The following is a 20388-nucleotide window of genomic DNA, read 5'->3' as shown; positions in this document are numbered from 1 at the left end:
GGGCCGCCACATGTCGCCAGCGGAACTGAGCATCGTCTTTTTCGGGCAGTTATGCCTGATCGTCGCCGCCGCGCGCGGGGTCGGCTGGCTGTGCCGGCGCTTCCTCGGCCAGCCGCAGGTGGTGGGCGAAATGATCGCTGGGGTGGTGCTCGGTCCCTCGCTGTTCGGGCTCCTGCTTCCGGACCTGCAGGGGGCGGTGTTTCCGGTCGAGGCACGCGGCATCCTGTTCGTCGGCGCGCAGCTCGGCGTCGGGCTCTACATGTTCCTGGTCGGCCTCGGCTTCGACCGCGCGCACTTTCGCAGCAACGCCAAAAGCGCCGGCGCGGTATCGCTGTCGGGGATGGCGGTGCCGTTCCTGCTCGCCGCGCTGCTGGCACCGTGGCTGATGAGCATGGAGCTGTTTTCGCCCGATCTCGGCACCTTTCAGGCGACTCTTTTCCTTGGCGCGTGCATCGCCATCACCGCCTTTCCGATGCTGGCCCGCATCATTCACGAGCGCGGCCTGTCACGCTCGCCGCTCGGTTCGCTGTCGCTATCGGCCGGCGCGATCGACGACGCGGCGGCGTGGATCGTGCTGGCGATCGTGCTCGCGACCTTTAGCGGCGACAGCGGGGTCGCGGTGAAAGCGATCGCCGGTGCCGTCGGCTTCGCCGTGCTGGTGCTGGGACCCGGCCGACGCCTGCTGCGCCCCCTGGGTGAGCGGGCCGAGCGCGGAGGCGTCGATCAGGGCCTTCTCGCGATCGTGCTGATGGCCTTTCTCGGTTCGGCCTTTCTGATGGACTGGGCGGGGATGCATGCGGTGTTCGGCGGGTTTCTTCTCGGCATCGCCATGCCTCGCGGCCGCCTCGCCGCCGAGCTGCGCCAAAAGCTCGAGCCGATCACCGTGGTCCTGCTGCTGCCGATGTTCTTCACCTTCAGCGGGCTCAATACCAAGCTCGACTTGCTTGCCGATCCCGCGCTGCTGGGTGTCGCCGCCGTGCTGCTGGCCGCATCGATCTTCGCCAAGTTCGGCGCCTGCTGGGCGGCGGCGCGGCTGACCGGTCAGGACAATGACACCGCGCTCGGCATCGGCGCGCTGATGAACGCGCGCGGGCTGATGGAGCTGATCATCCTCAACATCGGCCTGCAAAAAGGCATCATCGGCCCCGAATTCTTTTCGATCATGGTGCTGATGGCGGTGGTGACGACCCTGATGGCCTCGCCCCTGTTCGAGGCCGTCTACGGCCGCAAGGCGCGCGCCCGGGGCGAGCTTGGCGCCTTACCGGGGTAGCGCCGCGGCCCGGGCCGCGGCCGTGCCGATGTCGGCCAGGCTCATGCCCTTTTTCACCATCCAGCTACCGCCGATGCACGCGACCGCGGATTCGGCGAGATAATCGGGCGCGGTGGTCTCGGTGATTCCTCCGGTCGGGCAGAAACGCACCTGCCCGAACGGCGCCGCCAGCGCGCGAATGGCGGGCAGGCCGCCCGACGCTTCGGCCGGGAAGAATTTGAAGCGGGTGAGGCCAAGGTCGAGCCCGCGCATGATGTCGCCCGCAGTTGCGACGCCGGGCAGATAGACCATATCGCTCGCCATCGCGGCGCGGGTCAGGCTTTCGGTCAAACCCGGCGCGACAATGAAGCGCGCGCCGGCGCCTTCGACCTCGCGCAATTGCCGTTCGTTCAGCACCGTGCCGGCCCCCACGATCGCACCCGGCACCCGCGCCATCGCCCGGATCGCTTCCATTGCCTGCGGAGTGCGCAGCGTGACTTCCAGCACCGGCAGACCGGCTTCGACGAGGGTCTCGGCCAGCGCCACCGGATCATGCTCGCCGTCGAGCACCAGCACGGGAATGACCGGCGCGGTTTGCATCAGCTCGTCGATGGTCATGAAAAACGCCTCGCAAAGGCCGCGGCGGCGCCGAACAGGCCCGGCTGCGGATGGGTGATGAGCTTGACCGGCAGCGCGTCCATGCGCCGCTCGAACCGCCCCTTGGCGATGAACCGGTCGCGGAAGCCCGAGCGGGGAAGATGATCCTTGAGACGGAAGCCGAGCCCCCCGCCGATCGCCACCGCCGCCGCGCCCTGTGCCAGCGCGAGGTCGCCGGCGACCGCGCCGAGCGTCAGGCAGAAGCGGTCGAGCGCTGCCGCCGCCAGGCTGTCGCTCCCCGCCATGGCCGCGCCCCACAATTCCTTTTCGTCGCGAATGGTGGTGGGCCGGTTCTCGAGGCTGGCCAGCGCTTCGTAAAGGTTCATAAGCCCGCGCCCCGACAGAATGCGCTCGACCGACACGCGGCGAAAGCTCTTGCGAAGCTCGGCAAGGATGCGGTCTTCAAGCGCGTCCAGCGGCGCGAAGTCGATATGACCGCCTTCGGTCTCGATCACTTGAGCCCCGTTCGGCCCGAGCAGCAACCCGGCGACGCCGAGCCCGGTGCCGGGGCCGAGAATGGTGACCATGCCGGTCGCCGGCAGCGGCTGGTCGGGACCGCAAAGGTGGGTGTAGGCGCTCTCATCGAACGCAGCGACGGCCGAGGCGACCGCGCCGAAATCGTTCACCACGACATAATCGGTAACGCCGAGCTTTTCCGGGATCAGCGCGGGGCGGATCACCCACGGATTGTTGGTGAGCTTCAGCAATTCCCCGCCGACCGGCCCCGCAAAACTGATCGCCAGCGCCGGGGGCAGCGGCTCGTCCGAGCGGCGCGCGAACTCTTCCCAGGCGAGCTGAAAGCTGCCGTGATCGGCGGTCTTCAAGGTGACCGGATCGTCCATTGCGACGACCTTGTCGCCATCGATGGTCGCAAGCGCGAAGCGGGCGTGGGTCCCGCCGATATCGGCGGAAACGATGCGGCGGGTCATCAAGCGTCCTCGTCCATCGCGTGCAGCATTGCCGATGCGCCGCGCTCGGCATCGTCGGCGGTGTGGCGCATCAGCGCGAACAACTCACGCCCGGTGCCGACCGGCGGCGGGGGCGGGGAGGCAGGTTCGCGCGCGGCAAGATCGACATCCAGCGCTTCGAGCAGGCCCTCGTTGGCGCACACCCGCACCAGGTCGCCGTCGCGCAGGCGGCTGAGCGGCCCGCCGCCCAGCGCCTCGGGCGACACGTGGATCGCGGCGGGCACCTTGCCGCTCGCGCCACTCATCCGCCCGTCCGTGACCAAAGCCACCCGGAAACCGCGATCCTGCAGCACCCCGAGCGGCGGGGTCAGCTTGTGCAACTCCGGCATCCCGTTGGCGCGCGGACCCTGGAAGCGGACCACCACTACCACGTCGCGGTCGAGTTCGCCCGCCTGGAACGCTTTCAGCACCTCGTTCTGATCGGAGAAAACACGGGCCGGGGCTTCGATTGTCCAGCGCGACGGATCGACCGCACTGGTCTTGAGCGTCGCGCGGCCGAGATTGCCCTTGACCAGCCGCATGCCGCCATCGGCGAGGAAGGGCTCGGCGACCGGCCGGAGCATCGTGTCGTTGCGGCTCTCGGTCACCTCGCGCCAGATCAGCGCGTCGCCCTCCAGCTCGGGATGCGAGGTCCACGCCGCGAAATCGTCCGCTCCAGCGGCAAGAATGTCGGTATGCAGCAGTCCCGCCGCGCCCAATTCCTTCGCCACGAACGCGATGCCGCCGGCATAATGGAAGTCGTTCACGTCGCCCGAGCCATTGGGATAGACCCGCGCCAGCAGCGGTACGGCGGCCGACAAATCGTCGAAATCCTGCCAGTCGATATGAATGCCCGCCGCCCGCGCGATGGCGGGGAGGTGGATCGCATGGTTGGTCGAGCCCCCCGTCGCCATCAGTCCGATCATCGCATTCACGATCGCCCGTTCGTCGACACAAGCCGCCAGCGGCCGCTCCTTGGCGCTTGCCAATTCGACCACCCGGTGCACCGCCGCGCGGGTCAGCGCCTGGCGCAGGCCCGTCCCCGGCTGGGTAAAGGCGCTGTTAGGAACGTGCAGTCCCATCAGCTCCATCATCATCTGATTGCTGTTGGCGGTGCCATAGAAGGTGCAGGTGCCGGGGCTGTGATAGCTCGCGCTTTCGGACGCCAGCAGCTCGTCGCGCCCGACCTTGCCCTCGGCATAAAGCTGGCGGATACGCTGCTTTTCCTTGTTCGGAAGGCCCGACGGCATCGGTCCACCCGGCACCAGCAGCATCGGCAGGTGACCGAAACGCAGCGCGCCGATCAGCAGGCCGGGCACGATCTTGTCGCATATACCGAGCAGCGCCGCGCCGTCGAACATGCCGTGGCTCAGCGCCACCGCCGTGCTCATCGCGATGACGTCGCGGCTGAACAGCGACAGGTCCATCCCGTCCTGCCCCTGAGTCACGCCATCGCACATCGCCGGCACCCCGCCCGCGACCTGCGCGGTAGCGCCGACCTCGCGGGCATAGATCTTCATCTGCTCGGGGAAGCGGGCGTACGGCTGATGCGCCGATAGCATGTCGTTGTAGCTGGTGACGATACCGATGTTCGGTCCCGCCGCCGCGCGGATCGCGTCCTTGTCGCCCTCCGCCGCGGCAAAACCATGCGCGAAATTGCCGCAGCTCATCCGGCTGCGCGAAATGCCGCGCTCGGCCTGCTGAGCCATGAGGTCGAGATAACGCTTCCGCCCCGGCTTGGAGCGCTCGATGATGCGATCGGTGACCGCCGCGATGCGCGGATCGAGCTTAGTCATTCCAGCTTCTCCCGTCGCGCTCGATCAGCGCGATCGCCGCGGACGGACCCCAATTGCCGGCGGCATAGGGACGGGGCGTGGCGCCGGCCTCACCCCAGGCAGCGCGGATCTGATCGACCCACTGCCACTGCGCTTCCACCTCGTCGCGACGCACGAACAAGGTGGGATCGCCCTCGATCAGATCAAGCAGCAGCCGCTCATAGGCGATCCGCCGCCGCACGTCGGCAAAGGCGTCGGCCTGATCGATGTCGAGCTCCACTTCGCGCAGGCGGATGCCCCCGCGGTCGAGCCCCGGCCGCTTGGCCATCAGTTCGAGCGTGATGTTTTCCTCTGGCTGAATGGCGATGATCAGCCGGTTGGGCGCCGCCTTGGCCCCGCCCGACGCGAACATCGAGTGGGGCAGATCGCGAAACTGGATCGCGATCTCGGTCCGCCGCTGCGGCAGGCGTTTGCCGGTGCGCAGGTAGAACGGCACGCCCGCCCACCGCCAATTGTCGACATGAGCCTTCAGGGCGACAAACGTCTCGATGTCGCTCGGACGCTCCAGTTCCTCCGCATAGGCCGGAACCGGCTTGCCGCCGACCGCACCCGCCGTGAACTGGCCGATCACACTGTCCTCGGCCCGCATCGGGCGGAGCGAGCGCAGGACCTTGACCTTTTCATCGCGCACCGCGGTCGCGTCGAAGCTCGCGGGCGGCTCCATCGCGACCAGCGCGAGGAGCTGGAGCATATGGTTCTGCACCATGTCGCGCAGCGCGCCGGCGCCGTCGTAATAATCCGCCCGGCCCTCCAGCCCGACCGTTTCCGCCACCGTGATCTGGACGTGGTCGATATGCGCGCTGCTCCACACCGGCTCGAACAATAGGTTGGCGAAGCGCAGCGCAAGGAGGTTCTGGACGGTTTCCTTGCCGAGATAATGATCGATCCGGAAGGTCCGCTCTTCGGGGAAAGCCTTGGCCACCGCGTCGTTGATTGCGCAGCTCGACTGAAGGTCGGAACCGAGCGGCTTTTCGAGCGCGAGGCGGACATGCGGCCCGGCGAGGCCGACGGCTTCCAGATTGTCGATGGTCGGCTTGAACAGCGAGGGAGCGGTGGACAGGAAGATCGCAATTTCGCCGCTGCCCTCTACCGCGTCGGCCAGCCGCTGAAACCCCGCCGCGTCGGTCGCATCGAGCGTGACGTAGCTTATCCGCTGGAGAAAGCTCGCCGCGCTGTCGGCTTCGAAATAAGCCTCGGGCACATGCGCGACGAGCGCCGCGCGCGCATGCTCGCGAAAGTCCGCATCGTCGTGCGCCGACCGCGAGGTGGCGACGATCTTGAGCGCTTGCGGAAGCAATCCGTCGCGGTGCAGCCCGTAGAGCGAGGGAAGCAGCATCCGCGCGGCAAGATCGCCGGTCGCGCCGAAGAGGATCAGAGTGGTGGCTTTATGATTCATCAGGCAGCCTTGGCAGCGGCAAGGCGCGACAGCGCCTCGGCATGCGTCGGGAAATTGAGCGCGCAGCCGCCGACGAAGCGCTCGACCTCGGCCAAGTCGATCGGACAGTCGGCGATCGGGGCGACGCGCGATGGGAAATTGCCGTAACCGGCAAGCATGACGTTCCAGGACATGGGCGCATAATAAGCAGCGATGCCCTGCTCGTGCACCTCCTGTTCGAGGTCGGTGCCGGTGAACCAGGCGGTCAGGATGCTTTTCAGGCTGTCACTGATACGGTCATGCCCGGTGACATCGCGCCAATAAGGCGTGTCGCGGCGTTGGGCGGCCCGGTAATGGCAGACGATATAGTCGCGAATGCCTTCATAGCGCCGGGCGATGGTGGCATTGAAGCCGTCGCGGTCGTCTTGCTCATAGGCCTTGGTGAAGCCGTCGACGGTGGCCAGCACGATGTGAAGGGCGGTGGCCTCGAGCGGTTCGAGAAAGCCTTGGGCGAGGCCGATGGCGAGGCAATTGCGGACCCAGCTGCGTTCGACCCGGCCGCATTTCATCGACAAATGGCGAACCTCGGCGTCGTCGGGCAACCCGCAATGACGGCGCAGCTCGGCGGCGGCGGCCTCGCGGTCGAGGTAGCGCGAGGAATAGACATAGCCGTTGCCGACCCGATTGGTCAGCGGAATGTGCCAGATCCACCCTGCGCTGGCGGCGGTCGCCGTCGTCATGGCCCGCACCCCCGACGCGGGAACGGGTGTTGGGGTCACCACGGCGCTGTCGTTGAACAGATTGTCGCCGAAACTGCGGTGCGGTTCCTTCAGCGCCCCTTCGATCAGGCTGGCCCGAAAGCCGCTGGCATCGAGAAACATATCGGCGGCGAAGGTCCGTCCGTCGTCGGCGACGAGGTGATCGATATCGCCAGCCTCGTTCAGCACCACGTCGGCGATGGTCGCTGTTTCATGCCGCACGCCCTTTCCGACCGCGAACTCCCGCAAGGTCGCGCCGACCAGATAGGCGTCGAAATGATAGCCGTAGCCGATGTCGAACGGGAAGTTCGCGGGGGCGAGGGGAGCGCGCCCGTCACGCGCGATCCGGGTGGCGAGGTAAAAGGGATCGGGATGCGCGGCGACGTCGGTGCCGCGGCGGCGAAGCGCGTTGGCAGCAAAGAAGGTCCGCTCGGTGAACGGATCGACCGCCGTGGCGAAGGGGTGGAAATAGCGTTCGAACCCGGCGCGATCCGACCAGCCCTCGAACTCGATGCCCGCCTTGTAGGTCGCGTTGCAGCGCGGCATCCACTCGGCCTCGGCAATGCCGAGTTCGTCGAAAAAAGCCTTCAGTTGCGGCGTCGACCCTTCGCCGACTCCGATGATGCCGATGTCCTTGCTCTCGATCAGCGTGACGATGGTGCCCGCCGCGCCCCAGCGTTTCTGAAGCAGGTTGGCGGCCATCCAGCCCGCGGTGCCGCCGCCCAGAATGATGATCGAAGCGGGGGGCGGCCGTCCGGTCACCGCCTCCAGTCCGCCAGCAGCCAGCCGAGCATCTCGGGTAGCCGCGCGGCCCACGCATTTTCCTCATGCGCGGTGCCCTTGTAGACGCGGCTTTCGAAATCCTTGCCGCGGACCCAGCCCGCGTCGGCCACACCCTGATCCAGCACCGCCTGATACGGGGCGTAGGACGCATCCAGCGTTTCGGTGCCATGGTCCATCCACAGCTTGCGGCCCTGCGGCGTGCCGAGGCGGGTCGAAAGGTAGCGCTTCCAGTCGGCCTTGACCCCCGCCGCCATCATCGGCTGCTTGGCCAGGAGGTCGGGATCGATCAGCGGCGAATGCGTCGACACCGCCGCCGCCTTGCCGAAGATGTCGGCCCGCTCGGTCAGCGCGTAAAGGCTGATCAGCCCGCCCATGCTGCTTCCCGCGACCGCGGTGTAGCGGGGTTGCGGGCGGGTGCGGTAGCGCGCATCGATGACGGGCTTCAGCGTGTCGCCGAGGAAGCTCAGATATTCGTCGCCGCCAAGCTTGCCCTTGGCGAAGCCTTCGGTGCCCTGCCGCAGCGGGGCGCTCACCACCCGGGTCGGGAAATAGCGCAGGAAGCGCGAGGGACCGGGGTGATCGACCGCGACGATCATGAACGGCGCGACCTTGCGGGCGTTGATCAGCGTGAGGGCCGCCTTGTCCGCGGCCCACACCTTGTTGAAGTTCGAACGCTTGGGGAAGAACACATTTTGCCCGTCATGCATGTACAGAACCGGGTAACGCCGCTTGGTGTCCTTGTCATAGCCGGGCGGCAACCAGACGGTGACGTGGACCTGGCCGATATCGGCCGGCTGGTCGAACTCGACGAAGCGCCCCTGCGCGGTGGCGGGGGCAGCGAGGGCGGCGAAAAGCGCGACAAGCGCGAGGAGAAAGCGGGTCATCGCCCCAGTCTTACGAAACGGATCGCGAACCCGCCACCCGGTGCCATGCGAAGTTTCATCGAGTCGGAAGCGGTGACATTGCGCTTCTCGATCGCGATCGCGCGCGGATTGGTGCGGAAGTCCGCGCCTTCGCCGTCGCGATAGATTTCCGCGCGGTAGCGGGCGCCCGCATCGAGGAAGCTCAGCGGAAGGTCGAGATCGCGGCCTTCCTCGTCGGTGATGCCGCCCATGAACCAGGTCGGCTTGCCCCGCTCCTTGCGGGCGAAGACGGCATAGTCACCGACGTCCCCGGCCAGCATCCGGGTGTCGTCCCAATCGACCGCCACGTCCTTGATGAACTGGAAGGGCCCGGGATTGGCCTCGTAATTTTCGGGCAGATCGGCGGCCATCTGAATCGGCGAGGCGACCGTCACGTAATAAGCGAGCTGCCGGGCCAGCGTCGACGGGATCGCCGTGTCGCCGCGCCCTTTGAGGCTGAGGATGCCGGGCGTGAAATCCATCGGCCCAGCCAGCAAGCGCGTGAAGACCAGTTCGGTATCGTAATGCGGCGGGTTCTTGGGCTCGGCCCAGGCGTTATATTCCATCCCCCGCTGGCCTTCGCGGCTGACCCAGTTGGGATAGGTGCGGCGAAGACCGGTATCCTTGATCGGTTCGTGCGGATTGATCGCGATCCGGCGCTTGGCGGCCTCGGTCACGACCTTCAGGTGATGGCGGCTCATGACCTGGCCTTCATGCCATTCGAACACCTTGCGACCGTTGGCATCGAGTGCCTGCACCCCGCCCGCGTCCGCGACATAGCCGGTCTTGATCGCTTCCATGTTCATGGTCTGCGCAAGGTCCAGCGCCGGTTCCAGCTGCCGCTCGTAATTGGCGATGTTGGCGCTGGTCTCGTGATGCCCGATGATCCGTACGCCCTTGCGCTTGCCGTAGGCGGCGAGGCTCTTGATGTCGTAATCGGGATACGGCTCGGTGAAGCTAAAATCATCGCCGGTCGCGAACCAGTCGCCGTCCCAGCCCTTGTTCCAGCCTTCGACCAGCACCCCGCGAAAGCCGTTCTTGGCCGCGAAATCGATCATCTTCCTGGTGTAGGCGGTCGTCGCCCCATGCTTGGGCCCCGACGCCCAGGTCTGCGTGTCGAGGTGCATGCCCCACCACACGCCGACATATTTCTGCGGCTTCACCCAACTGACGTCGCCCAGCTTGTTGGGCTCGTTCAAGTTCAGGATTTCCTTGTTGGCGTGATACAGCGACGGCGCATCGCCGGCGATCAGGATCACCCGCCACGGTGTCTCGAACGGCGTGTCGCGCACGACCTTCGGCCCGCTCGACGAGGGCGTCAGGTCGGCTTTCATCAGCCCGTCAGCCACATGCGCGACATTCATGCCCGAATAATCGACCAGCGCCGCTTCGTGGATCGCGACGTGGATGCCGTCGTCGCGGCGGATGGTGAACGGGGTCTGCGCGGTGCCGACGCCGGTGATCGGCGTGTTGTTGTAGAGATATTCCTCGCGGTTGCTTTCATAGGCCGGCGCCCACCACGCCCGCCCAGTCCCGAGCACCCGGAACTGGGTCAGTTCCTCGACGATGTTGGCGGTCTTGAGGTTTTCCTGCTCCGGCAGCTCGTAGCGGAAGGCGACCGCGTCATCGAACACCCGGAACCGCACCCGCATGGTACGGCGCAGCTTGTCGCGCTCCTGAAAGGTTAGCGCGACTTCGTTGTGATGATCGCGGACCTGCCGCCATTCGCCCCACGGCTGCTCCCAGGTCTGATCGACCTTGGCCTCGGTCTTAGCCTTTAGCTCCATGTTGCGGAGCATCTGGCGGCTGTCGCTGAACAGAAAGCCGAGATGGCTTTCGCCGATCACCGGCGTCGCCCCCCGCGCCACGGCATAGCCGACCCGGCCCTCGCCATTGGTGGTGACCGTCAGCGTCAGCGTGCCTGACGGCGAGGTGGCGGTCGCCACCGTGGTTTGCGCGAGAACCGGCGCGGAAAGCGACAAGGCGGCAAGGGCAAGAAAGGTACGCATGGGTCAGAGTTCCTCGATCAGGGCCGCATAAGGCCCGAGGTCGCCGCCGGCCTGCTCGCCGGTGGAGAAGATGGTGGTGCCGGCCGGGGCAAAGGACGCCCGCGTCGCCGACAGGTTGAAGGTGCAGCGAAGGCGCGCACCGCCGCGTGCCCGCTCGAACACCAGCAATTGCTCGCTTGCTTCGATCACCTCGAGCGAGCCCCAGCGCAGTGCTTCGTGCGCATTGCGCAGCGCAATCACCGCGCGAGTGAAATGCAGCAGCGAGCGCGGGTCCGCCACCTGCGCATCGACGCTCAGCGCGGCGTGGTCGGGGCCGAACGGCAGCCACGGCGATCCGTCGGTGAAGCCGTGACCCTCGCCGCTGCGGGTCCACGGCATCGGCGTCCGCACCCCGTCGCGGCTCAGCGTCTGCGGCCAGTTGGCGATCGCTTCGGGGTCCTGCAGCAACTCGAACGGCACTTCGACCTGCGTCAGGCCAAGCTCTTCGCCCTGATACAGGATGATCGACCCGCGCAGCGCCGCCAGCAGCAGCATCTTGGTCCGGGCGAATTGCGCGGCATGGTGCTCGTCGACCCAGCGCGACAGCGCGCGCGGCGCGTCGTGGTTCTCGAACGCCCAGCTTGGCCAGCCGATGCCCTCGCGGTCCGGCCAGCGCCCGGCGCTCTCCGCGACCAGCGCCGGGGTCAGCCGGTCGGCATAAAGAAAGTCGAAGCCATAGGCACTGTGGAGCCGGCCGGGCGCCGTATAATCCGCCATCTCCGCCTGCGCCTGTTCGCCGCCGACTTCGGCCAGCGCGAACGCCGCGCCGTGGCTGTCGCACAGCGCCCGCAACCGCTCGAGAAACGGCAGGATCTCGGGCTGCGACTGATTGTGGAGATGATGTTGGAAGTCGAACGGCCGGGTCCGCTGCGTCGGGTTCGCGACCGGCGGATTATCGGTCAGCGCCGGATCGTGCATCATGAAATTCACCGCATCGAAGCGGAAGCCGTCGACCCCGCGGTCGAGCCAGAAGCGCACGATGTCGAGCAGCGCCTGCTGCACCGCCGGATGGTGCCCGTTGAGCTGCGGCTGCTCCTTCAGGAAGTTATGATGATAATATTGCTCGCGCCGCGCGTCCCAGGTCCAGCTCGGACCACCGAACACCGACTGCCAGTTGCTCGGCGGCGAACCGTCGGGTTTGGGATCGGCCCAGACATACCATTCGGCCTTGTCGTTGCCGCGGCTCGACCGGCTTTCGACGAACCAGGGATGCTGGTCGCTGGTGTGCGAGAAGACGAGATCGATCAGCACCTTGAGGCCAAGCGCATGGGCGCGGGCGATCAGCGCGTCGAAATCGGCCAGCGTGCCGAAGATCGGATCGACATCGCGATAATCGGCGACGTCGTAACCGAAGTCCTTCATCGGCGAGGTGAAGAAGGGCGACACCCACACCGCATCGACACCGAGGTCCGCGACATGGCTCAGCCGCGCGGTGATGCCCTGCAAATCGCCCACCCCGTCGCCGTCGCTGTCGCAAAAGCTGCGCGGATAGATTTGATAAATGGTCGCGCCGCGCCACCAGGGCTCGGCGGCGGCCGGCGCCCTGCTCACGGGCGGGTCAGCGAGCGGCGCGGCAGATGACATGGCCGAACGCTGGCAAAGTGATGCGGACAGTGCCCGGCGCGACCGGGGCGGCGGGGCAGGGACCCGACAATGAGGCAAGCCCGCTGATGTCGGCGGCAATCGCGACATTGCGGGTGATCGGCTGCGAGGAAGTATTGACCGCGACGATCACTTCTTCCGAAGACGCTGAGCGGCTGAAGGCCAGCAGCCCGGCCTTGTCCTCAGCCGCGAGCAGGCGCGTGTCGCCGCGGCGCAGCGCCTCGCTGCCGGTGCGGATCTTCGCCAGCTCGGCGATCAGGCGATAGAGCGGGTGCCCAGTCTCGAAATTCGCCACCGCATTGGTGCGCGTGGTGCCGAGCAATGTGTTGTCGAGATAGACCGCGGTCTTCGACGGGAACATCGTCTCGCGCGCATCCTGGTCATTGCCGTCGCCGACGAAGCCCTGCTCGTCGCCGTAATAAACCGTCGGCACCCCGCGCCAGGTGAACATCAGCACATGGCCGAGCTTCACCCGCTCGAGCAGTTCCTCCGGCGAAGCGTTCTTGTTCCCCTCGCGCACATAATAAGCGAACCGCCCCTGGTCGTGGTTGCCGAGGAAGGTCGGAAGCTGCTTCGCGGTCGCCTTGCCGCCGGCATAGAGCACGTCCTGATTGAGGAATTCGCGCCAGATCTCGGTCGGCTGCCCGCTCGCCAGGCTGCGCAGCGCGGCCTGCTTGAAGGCGAAGTCGAGCACGGCGGGAAGCTTGTCCTCGACCGTGTGCTTGGCCAGGAAACCGGGCGAAAAATCGTCGTTCGCGACTTCGCCGAAGATGTGGAAGTTGGGAATACCCTTGGCTTTGGCCCGCGCCAGCATCGCCGGCGCGAACTGCTGCCAGAATTCCGGGTTCACGTGCCGCGCGGTGTCGATGCGGAAGCCGTCGATCCCGAACCGGTCGATCCAGCTGCCATAAACCTCGATCATGCCCTGCACGACCCGCGGATTCTCGGTCATCAGATCGTCCAGCCCGACGAAATCGCCCTGGGTCGAGCTTTCGCCCGTGAACGTGCTGTCGCCGCGATTATGATAGAGCAGGGGATCGTTGAGCCACGCCGGAACCTTGACGTTCCGCTCCTTGGCATCGGTGTTCAGCGTGTAAGCGTAATTGGGATCGGTCAGCCTGGCGAAATTCTCCGCCGTGGGCACCCTTTCGCCGAGGAAGCCCGGATTGATCGCTTTGCCCCCAATGCCGCCGCGGCGCTGATAGGGATAATCGGCGATCGAGCGATACGGGCAGGCATTCGCCGCCTCGCATTCGGCGAACTTGATAACGTCGGCCGTGTGGTTGGTGATGATGTCCATGTAGACCTTCATGCCGCGCGTGTGCGCCGCGTCGACAAAGGCCTTGAAGTCGCCATTCTCGCCGAAATGCGGATCGACGCGGGTGAAGTCGGTCACCCAATAACCGTGATAACCCGCGCTCTCCTGGCCCTTGCCGCCCTGCACCGGCTTGTTCTTGAAGATCGGCGCGAACCAGATGGCGGTGACGCCCATGCCCTGCAGGTAGTCGAGCCGGCGGACCAGGCCCTTCAAGTCCCCGCCGTGATAAAAGCCCTTGCGCGCCGGGTCGAACCCGGTCTCCAGCGGCCCGCCCTTCAGCCCGCCGCGATCGTTCCTGGTGTCGCCGTTATCGAACCGGTCGGGCAACAGGAAATAGATCACCTCGTCTTCCGGCAAACGCGCGCGGAAGTCGGCGGCGGTTGGAGCGGCGGGCGCGGCGACCGTTGCGGCGGGCTGGGCCGCGGCAAGCGACAGAAACAGGGCAAGCGTCATGGGCGGGCACCATTGTTGATCATGGGGGCGAAGTTGCCAAGAAAAGCGGCGTGGTCGGGAAGCCGTCCCGCGTCGACCGCATAAGCATGCTCGAGCGAGCCGAGGAACTGCCCCAGCTGCGCTTCCGACAATTGCGCGGCAATCGGATGGGCGCGGCGCGGGCGCACATTCTGGCCGATCATGACCTGCGACCAGCCGGGCACGTCGAACAATTCGTCGCCATCACGAAGAATGGCGCCGCTGTCCTCGAACAGGGCGATGCGCCGGGCAAGGCTGTCGGGGATCGGCATGGTCCGGACCCGATCCCAGAAGGGCAGGCCTTCGCGCTGGTTGGCATGATAATGCAGCACGATGAAGTCGCGCAGCCGCTCCATCTCGAAATCGAAGCGGCGGTTATATTCGTCACGCACCGCGTCGCTGATCGGCCCGCCCGGGAGCAGGTCGAGGATGCGATCCACGCCCGTCTGAATGAGGTGGATGCTGGTCGATTCAAGCGGTTCGATGAAGCCTGACGAAAGTCCGATCGCGATCACGTTCCCGACAAAGGCGCGGCGCCGCCTGCCGGTGGTGAAGCGCAGCGTGCGCGGCTCGGCGAGTTGTTCGCCGTCGAGGTTGGCGAGCAGCAGCGCCGCGGCCTCGTCCTCGCTGGTGAAGGCGGAGCAGAACACATGGCCGTTGCCGGTGCGATGCTGCAGCGGGATGCGCCATTGCCAGCCCGCGGTGCGCGCGGTCGCCCGCGTGTAGGGCACCAGCGGCTCAATGCGGGCGGACGGCACCGCGATCGCGCGGTCGCAGGGCAGCCAGTGCGACCAGTCGTCGTAGCCGGCGCCAAGCTCGCCTTCGATCAGGAAGCCGCGAAAGCCCGAACAATCGATGAACAGGTCGCCTTCGACCCGCCGCCCGTCACCGAAACGCACGGCCGCGATATCGCCCGTCTCGGGCTGGCGCTCGGCGCCTTGCAGCTTGCCTTCGATCCGGATTACCCCGCGCGCTTCGGCGAAACGTCGAAGAAAGGCGGCGTAGAGCCCGGCATCGAAATGATAGGCATAGGGCAGGGGCGGAAGCGCGCTGCCCTCGGCCCGGGTGACATGGGCAAAGCGATTGGCCTCGGCCGCCACCTTGTTCAGCACATAATGGCCCAGCGGTTTGGCGAGGCCGAGCGCGTCGGCGCGGCACCAATAATGGTGGAACGGCAGTAGCCCGAGGCTTCGTCCGACCAGCCCGAACGCGTGGTGGTAGCGTTCGCCCTCGCGGCCCCAGTCACGAAACTCGATGCCGAGCTTGAAGCTGGCGCCGGTCGCCGCGACGAATTCGGCTTCGTCGATGCCGAGCGCATCGTTGAAGATGCGGATGGCGGGAATGGTTGCTTCGCCGACCCCGACCGTGCCGATCTCGTCGGATTCGATCAGGGTGATGTCGGCGCCCGGCATCAGGAACCGGCTCAGCGCCGCGGCGGTCATCCAGCCGGCCGACCCTCCACCGACGATGACGATCCTCATGCCATTTCACTCCCTGAACAGCGGCCGAGAAGGGTCGGCCGCTGTTCAAAGTTCATCATCGGCTCAGAACTTGAAGGTCAGTCCGGCAAGGAAACGCCGACCGTAGATCTGGTAATCGATGATCTGGGTCGGATTTTCATTGCCATTGACCGAGGCAAAGCGCTCGTCGGTCAGGTTCTGGCCCTGGAGATAGACCGACAGGCCGTTGAGCCGCGAGCCTTCCTTGAAGTCGTAGCCGACCTGCGCGTCGTATATCGTCTCGGCAAGCGCGATGCGCCGCGTCGGCGACCCGCCGAAGCCGGTGAAGTCGCCAAGGAAGCTCGACCGGTAGCGGACGCTACCGCGGGCGTTGAAGCCCCACTTCTCGAAGAAGGCGGTGCCGTTGGCGACCCACTTCGAATAGCCCGGGATCTGCGACCGAGCGCCGCTGAAATCGCGAACCTTTGTCTTGGTGTAGCCCACGCCGCCGGTCAGGCCGAAGCCGTCGAGGTAGCTGCTGAAGACGCTGAGCGGCAGCGTCGCCGCCACTTCGGCACCATACAGCTTGCCGCCGTCGGTGTTCACGGGCGAGTCGAGGCGGCCGATCAGGCTCGGCGGCGTCACCCCGACCGGAAGCGGGAAGCCGGTGTAGTCGAAGTTCTCGTTACGGCCGTCCGACACGTACCGGTCGATGTCCTTCCAGAACAGCTGAAGGGCGACATAGCCGGTGTTGGCGAAATATTTCTCGAAGTTGAGGTCGACCGCGGTCGCCCGATACGGGCGCAGCCGCGGATTGCCGCCACCGCCCGAGATGAAGGGCTGCGGACGGTCGGTGGTGTTGATCCCGTATCCGATCGCGGAACGCAGCTGGTCGAGCCGCGGCCGCTGCATTTCGCGCGCCGCCGCGAACCGGACCACGAAATCGGTCGGGAAGCGCAGGTTGAGGTTCAGGCTCGGCAGGACCATCCAATATTTGTCGCCCAGCGAGACGTTGACCCGCGTGCCGTTGAGGAAGGCGATGCCGGTCGAACTCTGATCGGTATGGATCAGCTGCGCGCCGATGTTGCCGGTCAGCTCGCTGTTGCCGAGCGTGCCCTTGATGTTGGCCTGCGCATAGCCGGTCCAGACCTTTTCAAAGACATTGTAGGCCTTGGCCGGAATGTCGTTCGACGGATTGGTGACCAGAATGAGGTTGCCGGCGTTGATCAGCGCGCGCGGATCGTAGCTGACCACCGGGCCGAGGCCGAGGTAGCTGAGGTTGGTCGGCGACAGCAGCAGGTTGCTCGGGATCGGCGCTTCCAGCGCGCCGTTCGGCAGCCGGACGAGATATTCGTCCGGGGTCAGCGACTTGGTGCGGTCGGTGTAGTTCACGCCGACCTTGATGCCGTCGATGAACCCACCGATCTCGCGCTCGAGCTCGCCGCGCAGCTGGACCAGTTCATCCTCGAGGATGCGGTTGTTGTAATAACCGGCCTGCGGGGTGGTCGGACCGCCGCCCCAACCGAGCGGGTCGGTCAGACGGATGAGATTGGTGTCGCTGTAGTTGAGCGTCGGCTTGAACACCGTGCCGGTCGGCCCGGTGACGAAGCTGATCGTGTCGGTGGCGCCAAGCGCTTCGCCGAAGCCGGTGCCCGAATAGCTTTCGATGCTCAGCTCTTCGCGATCGGTGCGCGAATAGCTGGCGTCGGCGAACGCCTTCCAGCCATTGTCGCCGTTCCAGGCGAGGTTGAGGCCGCCCGAATAAAGATCGGCCTTCTTGGCGAACACGTCGTTGCGGACGACACCCTGCACGTTGTTGAACGTGCCCGACACCACCGTGCCGTTTTCGCCCCGGAAGGTGGCAGGATTGAAGGTGGTGCCAAAGGCGCCGAAACCAAGCGGCAACTCGATACCGCGCTTGATCTGGTCGTCCTTGAAGTTGCTGTAGAAACCGTCGGCGGTCAGCACGAGGTTGGGGGTGATCTTGGCCTGGATGGTGCCGTTGATCCCGAAGCGCTTCAGCTGCGTCGAGGTGACGTAGGACTTGGAGCCGCCGATCAGGCCCAGCTGCTCGGTGCTGCCGGGCAGAGTGCCGGTGGCATAGCCCCAGGCATTGAATTCCTGCACCTGGTACGGCTCGTCGACATAGGACGCCGACACCGCGACGCCGATGCGGCCGTCGGCGAACTGATCGATAAAAGTGCCGCTCAGGCGATAGCCCTTGTCTTCCGATCCGGCATTGAGCTTGCCAAGGTCGGCATAACTGCCGCGTAGCCCGATCGCGACCGTGCGACGCCCGTAGTCGAGCGGGCGGACGGTGCGGATGTCGACGGTGCCGACCAGGCCCTGACCCACCAGCGAGGCATTCGGCGACTTGTAGACGACGACCTGGCTGACGACTTCGGACGGATACTGGTCGAATTCGACCCCGCGGTTGTCGTTGGTCGAGGTCTGCTCGCGGCCGTTCAGCAAGGTCTGCGAGAAGTCGGGGCCGAAACCGCGAATGGCGATGACGTTGGCGCGGCCGCTGGTCCGCTGCGACGCAATACCGGGCAGGCGGGCGATCGATTCGCCGATGCTGTTGTCGGGCAGCTTGCCGATGTCTTCGGCGGTGACCGATTCGACGATCTGTTCCTGGCTCTTCTTGGTCCGAACCGCGCTTTCGAGGCTGCGGCGGAAGCCGGTGACGACGATCTCGTCGCCCTCGGTCGGCGCGGGCGAGGCCGCGTCATTGGCATTTTCTTCGGTGGTCGCCGGCGGCGCGTCTTCGGGCTGCGTGGTCTGGGCGGCGGCCGGTGTGGCGATCAGCGCGGCGCACAGCGCCAGCGGGCTCGCGGCAAGGCTAAAACGGCCGAAATTTGCGTGGAAAGTCATCGTGGTCGTACCCCTCCTCGACGATCGGGCACGGCGAACCAGCGCGCACCTCGTCATCAATGGGTCAAACCTATCAACGATGGCTCGGAGGTGACTAGATCGCCGCCGCGCTATACATACGTATTCAGCACGTTACACTGTGGCTCCAATGACGCAGCGGCGCCCGACCTCCTTCGATATCGCCGCTTTGGCGGGTGTGTCGCAACCGACCGTCAGCCGCGCGCTGTCCGGAAATCCCGCGGTGTCGGCCGAGACTCGGGCGCGGGTTCTCGCCGCCGCCGAACAGCTTCACTACAAGGTCGACAAGAATGCCTCGGGGCTTCGCCGTCAGCAGAGCCGCACGCTCGCACTGCTGTTTTTCGAAGACCCGACCCCCGACGAAACCCTGATCAATCCCTTCTACCTGTCGATGGTTGGATCGATGGTCCGCGCCTGCGCCGGGCATGGCTACGACCTGTTGATCAGCTTTCAGCAATTGAGCGACGACTGGCACGTCGATTACGAAGACAGCCGCAAGGCCGACGGGATCATCCTGCTCGGCTACGGCGATTATCTCCAATATCGCCCGCGGCTTGAAGCCCTGGTCCGGCGCGGCACGCATTTCGTCTGCTGGGGCAATCCGCGCGCCAATGAATTCGGTGCGATGATCGGCTCCGACAACGAGGACGGCGGGCTCGAAGCGACGCGGCACCTCCTCGGCCTCGGCCGCCGCCGGATCGGCTTCGTCGGTACGGTCAGCGAAGCCTATCCCGAGTTTCTCGACCGCTATCGCGGCTACGTGCGCGCCCACGACGAAGCGAGCCTCCCGGCGTTCGACCGCCTGCGCATCGACGCCGGGCCGAGCGAGGAGGAAGGCCGCGCCGCGGTCGCCGAACTGGAGCGGCGCGGGATCGACTATGACGCCCTGTTCGCCGCCTCCGACCTCGCCGCGATCGGCGCGATGAAAGCGCTCGGCGAACGCGGCAAGCGCGTGCCCGACGACGTCGCGATCGTCGGCTTCGACGATCTTGCGGCAGCGCAGCTCGCAAGCCCGCCGCTTACCACCGTCGCACAGGATGCCCGCGCCGCGGGCGCCGCGCTGGTGGAAGCGCTGATCGAGCGGATCGAGGGCCGGGAGAGCGAGCCGCGGCTGCTTCCCGTGCGCCTCAAGGTCCGTGGTTCAACGTCGGTCTGACGCCCCCGGCAAGCGGCGGCTCAGGCGAGGTCTGACGCCGGCCTGCGCGCGTAAAAGCCGTATCCAGCAATTACGGCGTAGCAGAGCGCCGGCAGGATCAGCGCGATCGCCAGACTGCCGCTGGCATCGGCCAGCATGCCCGTCAGCAGCGGGATCACCGCCCCGCCGAAGATCGCGATGTTGATGATCCCCGACCCATCTGCCGCCCGCGCGCCCAGCTTCTCGCAGGCGAGGCTGAAGATGGTCGGGAACATGATCGAGTTCATCAGGCCGATCCCGAGCAGACTGTAGGCCGCGACCTGGCCGGTGCTGTGAGTCGAGATCGCCAGCAGCGCGATCGCGCCCGCCGCGACGGTGGCCAGGATCAGCCCCGGGCTCATCACCCTCAGGAACCAGCTACCGATGAAGCGGCCGATCATCGCCCCGCCCCAGTAGAGGAAGATCATGTCCCCGGCGGCGCGTTCGCTGAGACCGAGCACATGGCTCTGCTGGAGGTAATTGACGATCAGGCTGCCGATCGACACCTCGGCGCCGACATAAAGGAAGATGCACAGCGCGCCGAGGCCGAACCGCTTGCGGCTGAGCAGCGAGAAACCGGCCAGCGGCGAACTGCGCTCATGCTGCTCACCCGGCAACCGATTGCGGAACAGGAACACCGCGCCCGCGATCACCAGCAGCGCCACGGCAAGGCCGATGTAGGTGTTGCTGATCGCCTGCGTTTCGGCGGTGCGATAGGCTTCGAGCTCAGCCCCGGTGAAGTCCGACGCGCTGACACCCGCCAGCCCGCCGAGGATCAGCGCCGAGCCGACGATCGGAAACACTGTGGTGCCAAGGCTGTTGAACGCCTGCGCAAAGGTCAGGCGGCTGTGCACCGTTTTCGCCGGTCCGAGCAGGCTGATCAGCGGATTGGCGACGACCTGCACCACCACTACGCCGCTCGCGAGCACGAACAGGGC

14 protein-coding genes are annotated in these 20388 nt (G+C 66.2%); 2 read left to right on the top strand and 12 right to left on the bottom strand.

Annotation, left to right across the window (positions count from 1 at the left end; genetic code table 11):
- The first annotated feature begins 10 nt into the window (after positions 1-10).
- Positions 11-1270 (top strand): cation:proton antiporter, encoded by a 1260-nt coding sequence (locus V6R86_RS00070; RefSeq protein WP_338501038.1) that lies wholly within the window; start codon positions 11-13, stop codon positions 1268-1270.
- Here the strand turns inward: V6R86_RS00070 and eda are convergent.
- The 11 genes from eda to V6R86_RS00015 all read right to left on the bottom strand — a co-directional run bounded on the left by eda (position 1259) and on the right by V6R86_RS00015 (position 18258).
- On the bottom strand, positions 1259-1867 hold the full coding sequence (gene eda / locus V6R86_RS00065) for a bifunctional 4-hydroxy-2-oxoglutarate aldolase/2-dehydro-3-deoxy-phosphogluconate aldolase (protein WP_338501036.1): 609 nt from the start codon (positions 1865-1867) through the stop codon (positions 1259-1261). The genes V6R86_RS00070 and eda overlap by 12 nt on opposite strands.
- On the bottom strand, positions 1864-2835 hold the full coding sequence (locus V6R86_RS00060) for a glucokinase (RefSeq protein WP_338501034.1): 972 nt from the start codon (positions 2833-2835) through the stop codon (positions 1864-1866). The genes eda and V6R86_RS00060 overlap by 4 nt, the downstream gene beginning before the upstream one ends.
- Entirely contained in the window at positions 2835-4649 is a 1815-nt protein-coding gene (gene edd, locus V6R86_RS00055; RefSeq protein ID WP_338501032.1) for a phosphogluconate dehydratase, read from the bottom strand. Before edd ends, V6R86_RS00060 begins: the two co-directional genes overlap by 1 nt.
- Positions 4642-6084: a glucose-6-phosphate dehydrogenase gene (gene zwf, locus V6R86_RS00050; protein ID WP_338501030.1), complete on the bottom strand. Its 1443-nt coding sequence runs from the start codon at positions 6082-6084 to the stop codon at positions 4642-4644. Before zwf ends, edd begins: the two co-directional genes overlap by 8 nt.
- Entirely contained in the window at positions 6084-7637 is a 1554-nt protein-coding gene (locus V6R86_RS00045) for a tryptophan halogenase family protein (RefSeq protein ID WP_338501029.1), read from the bottom strand. Before V6R86_RS00045 ends, zwf begins: the two co-directional genes overlap by 1 nt.
- A complete protein-coding gene (locus V6R86_RS00040; RefSeq protein WP_338501028.1) occupies positions 7580-8488 on the bottom strand; it encodes an alpha/beta hydrolase in 909 nt (302 codons plus the stop codon). The genes V6R86_RS00045 and V6R86_RS00040 overlap by 58 nt, the downstream gene beginning before the upstream one ends.
- Positions 8485-10515 (bottom strand): glycoside hydrolase family 97 protein, encoded by a 2031-nt coding sequence (locus V6R86_RS00035; RefSeq protein ID WP_338501027.1) that lies wholly within the window; start codon positions 10513-10515, stop codon positions 8485-8487. The genes V6R86_RS00040 and V6R86_RS00035 overlap by 4 nt, the downstream gene beginning before the upstream one ends.
- A gap of 3 nt (positions 10516-10518) precedes the next feature.
- The gene (locus V6R86_RS00030) at positions 10519-12138 is read right to left on the bottom strand and encodes an alpha-amylase family glycosyl hydrolase (RefSeq protein WP_338501026.1); all 1620 of its coding nucleotides are present in this window, start codon (positions 12136-12138) and stop codon (positions 10519-10521) included.
- Positions 12113-13927, bottom strand: coding sequence for an alpha-amylase family glycosyl hydrolase (locus V6R86_RS00025; protein ID WP_338501025.1), 1815 nt, complete (start codon positions 13925-13927; stop codon positions 12113-12115). Before V6R86_RS00025 ends, V6R86_RS00030 begins: the two co-directional genes overlap by 26 nt.
- A complete protein-coding gene (locus tag V6R86_RS00020; RefSeq protein ID WP_338501024.1) occupies positions 13924-15426 on the bottom strand; it encodes a tryptophan halogenase family protein in 1503 nt (500 codons plus the stop codon). Before V6R86_RS00020 ends, V6R86_RS00025 begins: the two co-directional genes overlap by 4 nt.
- 63 nt (positions 15427-15489) lie before the next feature.
- Entirely contained in the window at positions 15490-18258 is a 2769-nt protein-coding gene (locus V6R86_RS00015; protein WP_338501023.1) for a TonB-dependent receptor, read from the bottom strand.
- A gap of 148 nt (positions 18259-18406) precedes the next feature.
- On the opposite strand from V6R86_RS00015, the gene V6R86_RS00010 reads away from it, so the two are divergent.
- Positions 18407-19432 carry a LacI family DNA-binding transcriptional regulator gene (locus tag V6R86_RS00010; protein WP_338501022.1) on the top strand — a complete coding sequence of 342 codons (1026 nt, stop codon included), beginning with the start codon at positions 18407-18409 and terminating at the stop codon, positions 19430-19432.
- A gap of 20 nt (positions 19433-19452) precedes the next feature.
- Here the strand turns inward: V6R86_RS00010 and gluP are convergent.
- A partial coding sequence (gluP, locus tag V6R86_RS00005) for a glucose/galactose MFS transporter (protein ID WP_338501021.1) occupies positions 19453-20388 on the bottom strand: 936 nt, incomplete at its 5' end.

The sequence above is a fragment of the Sphingomonas kaistensis genome (assembly GCF_036884275.1).
GTDB lineage: Bacteria > Pseudomonadota > Alphaproteobacteria > Sphingomonadales > Sphingomonadaceae > Sphingomicrobium > Sphingomicrobium kaistense_A.
The sequence above is the reverse complement of the archived record's forward strand: the minus strand, read 5'-3'. Positions and strand labels throughout refer to the sequence as shown.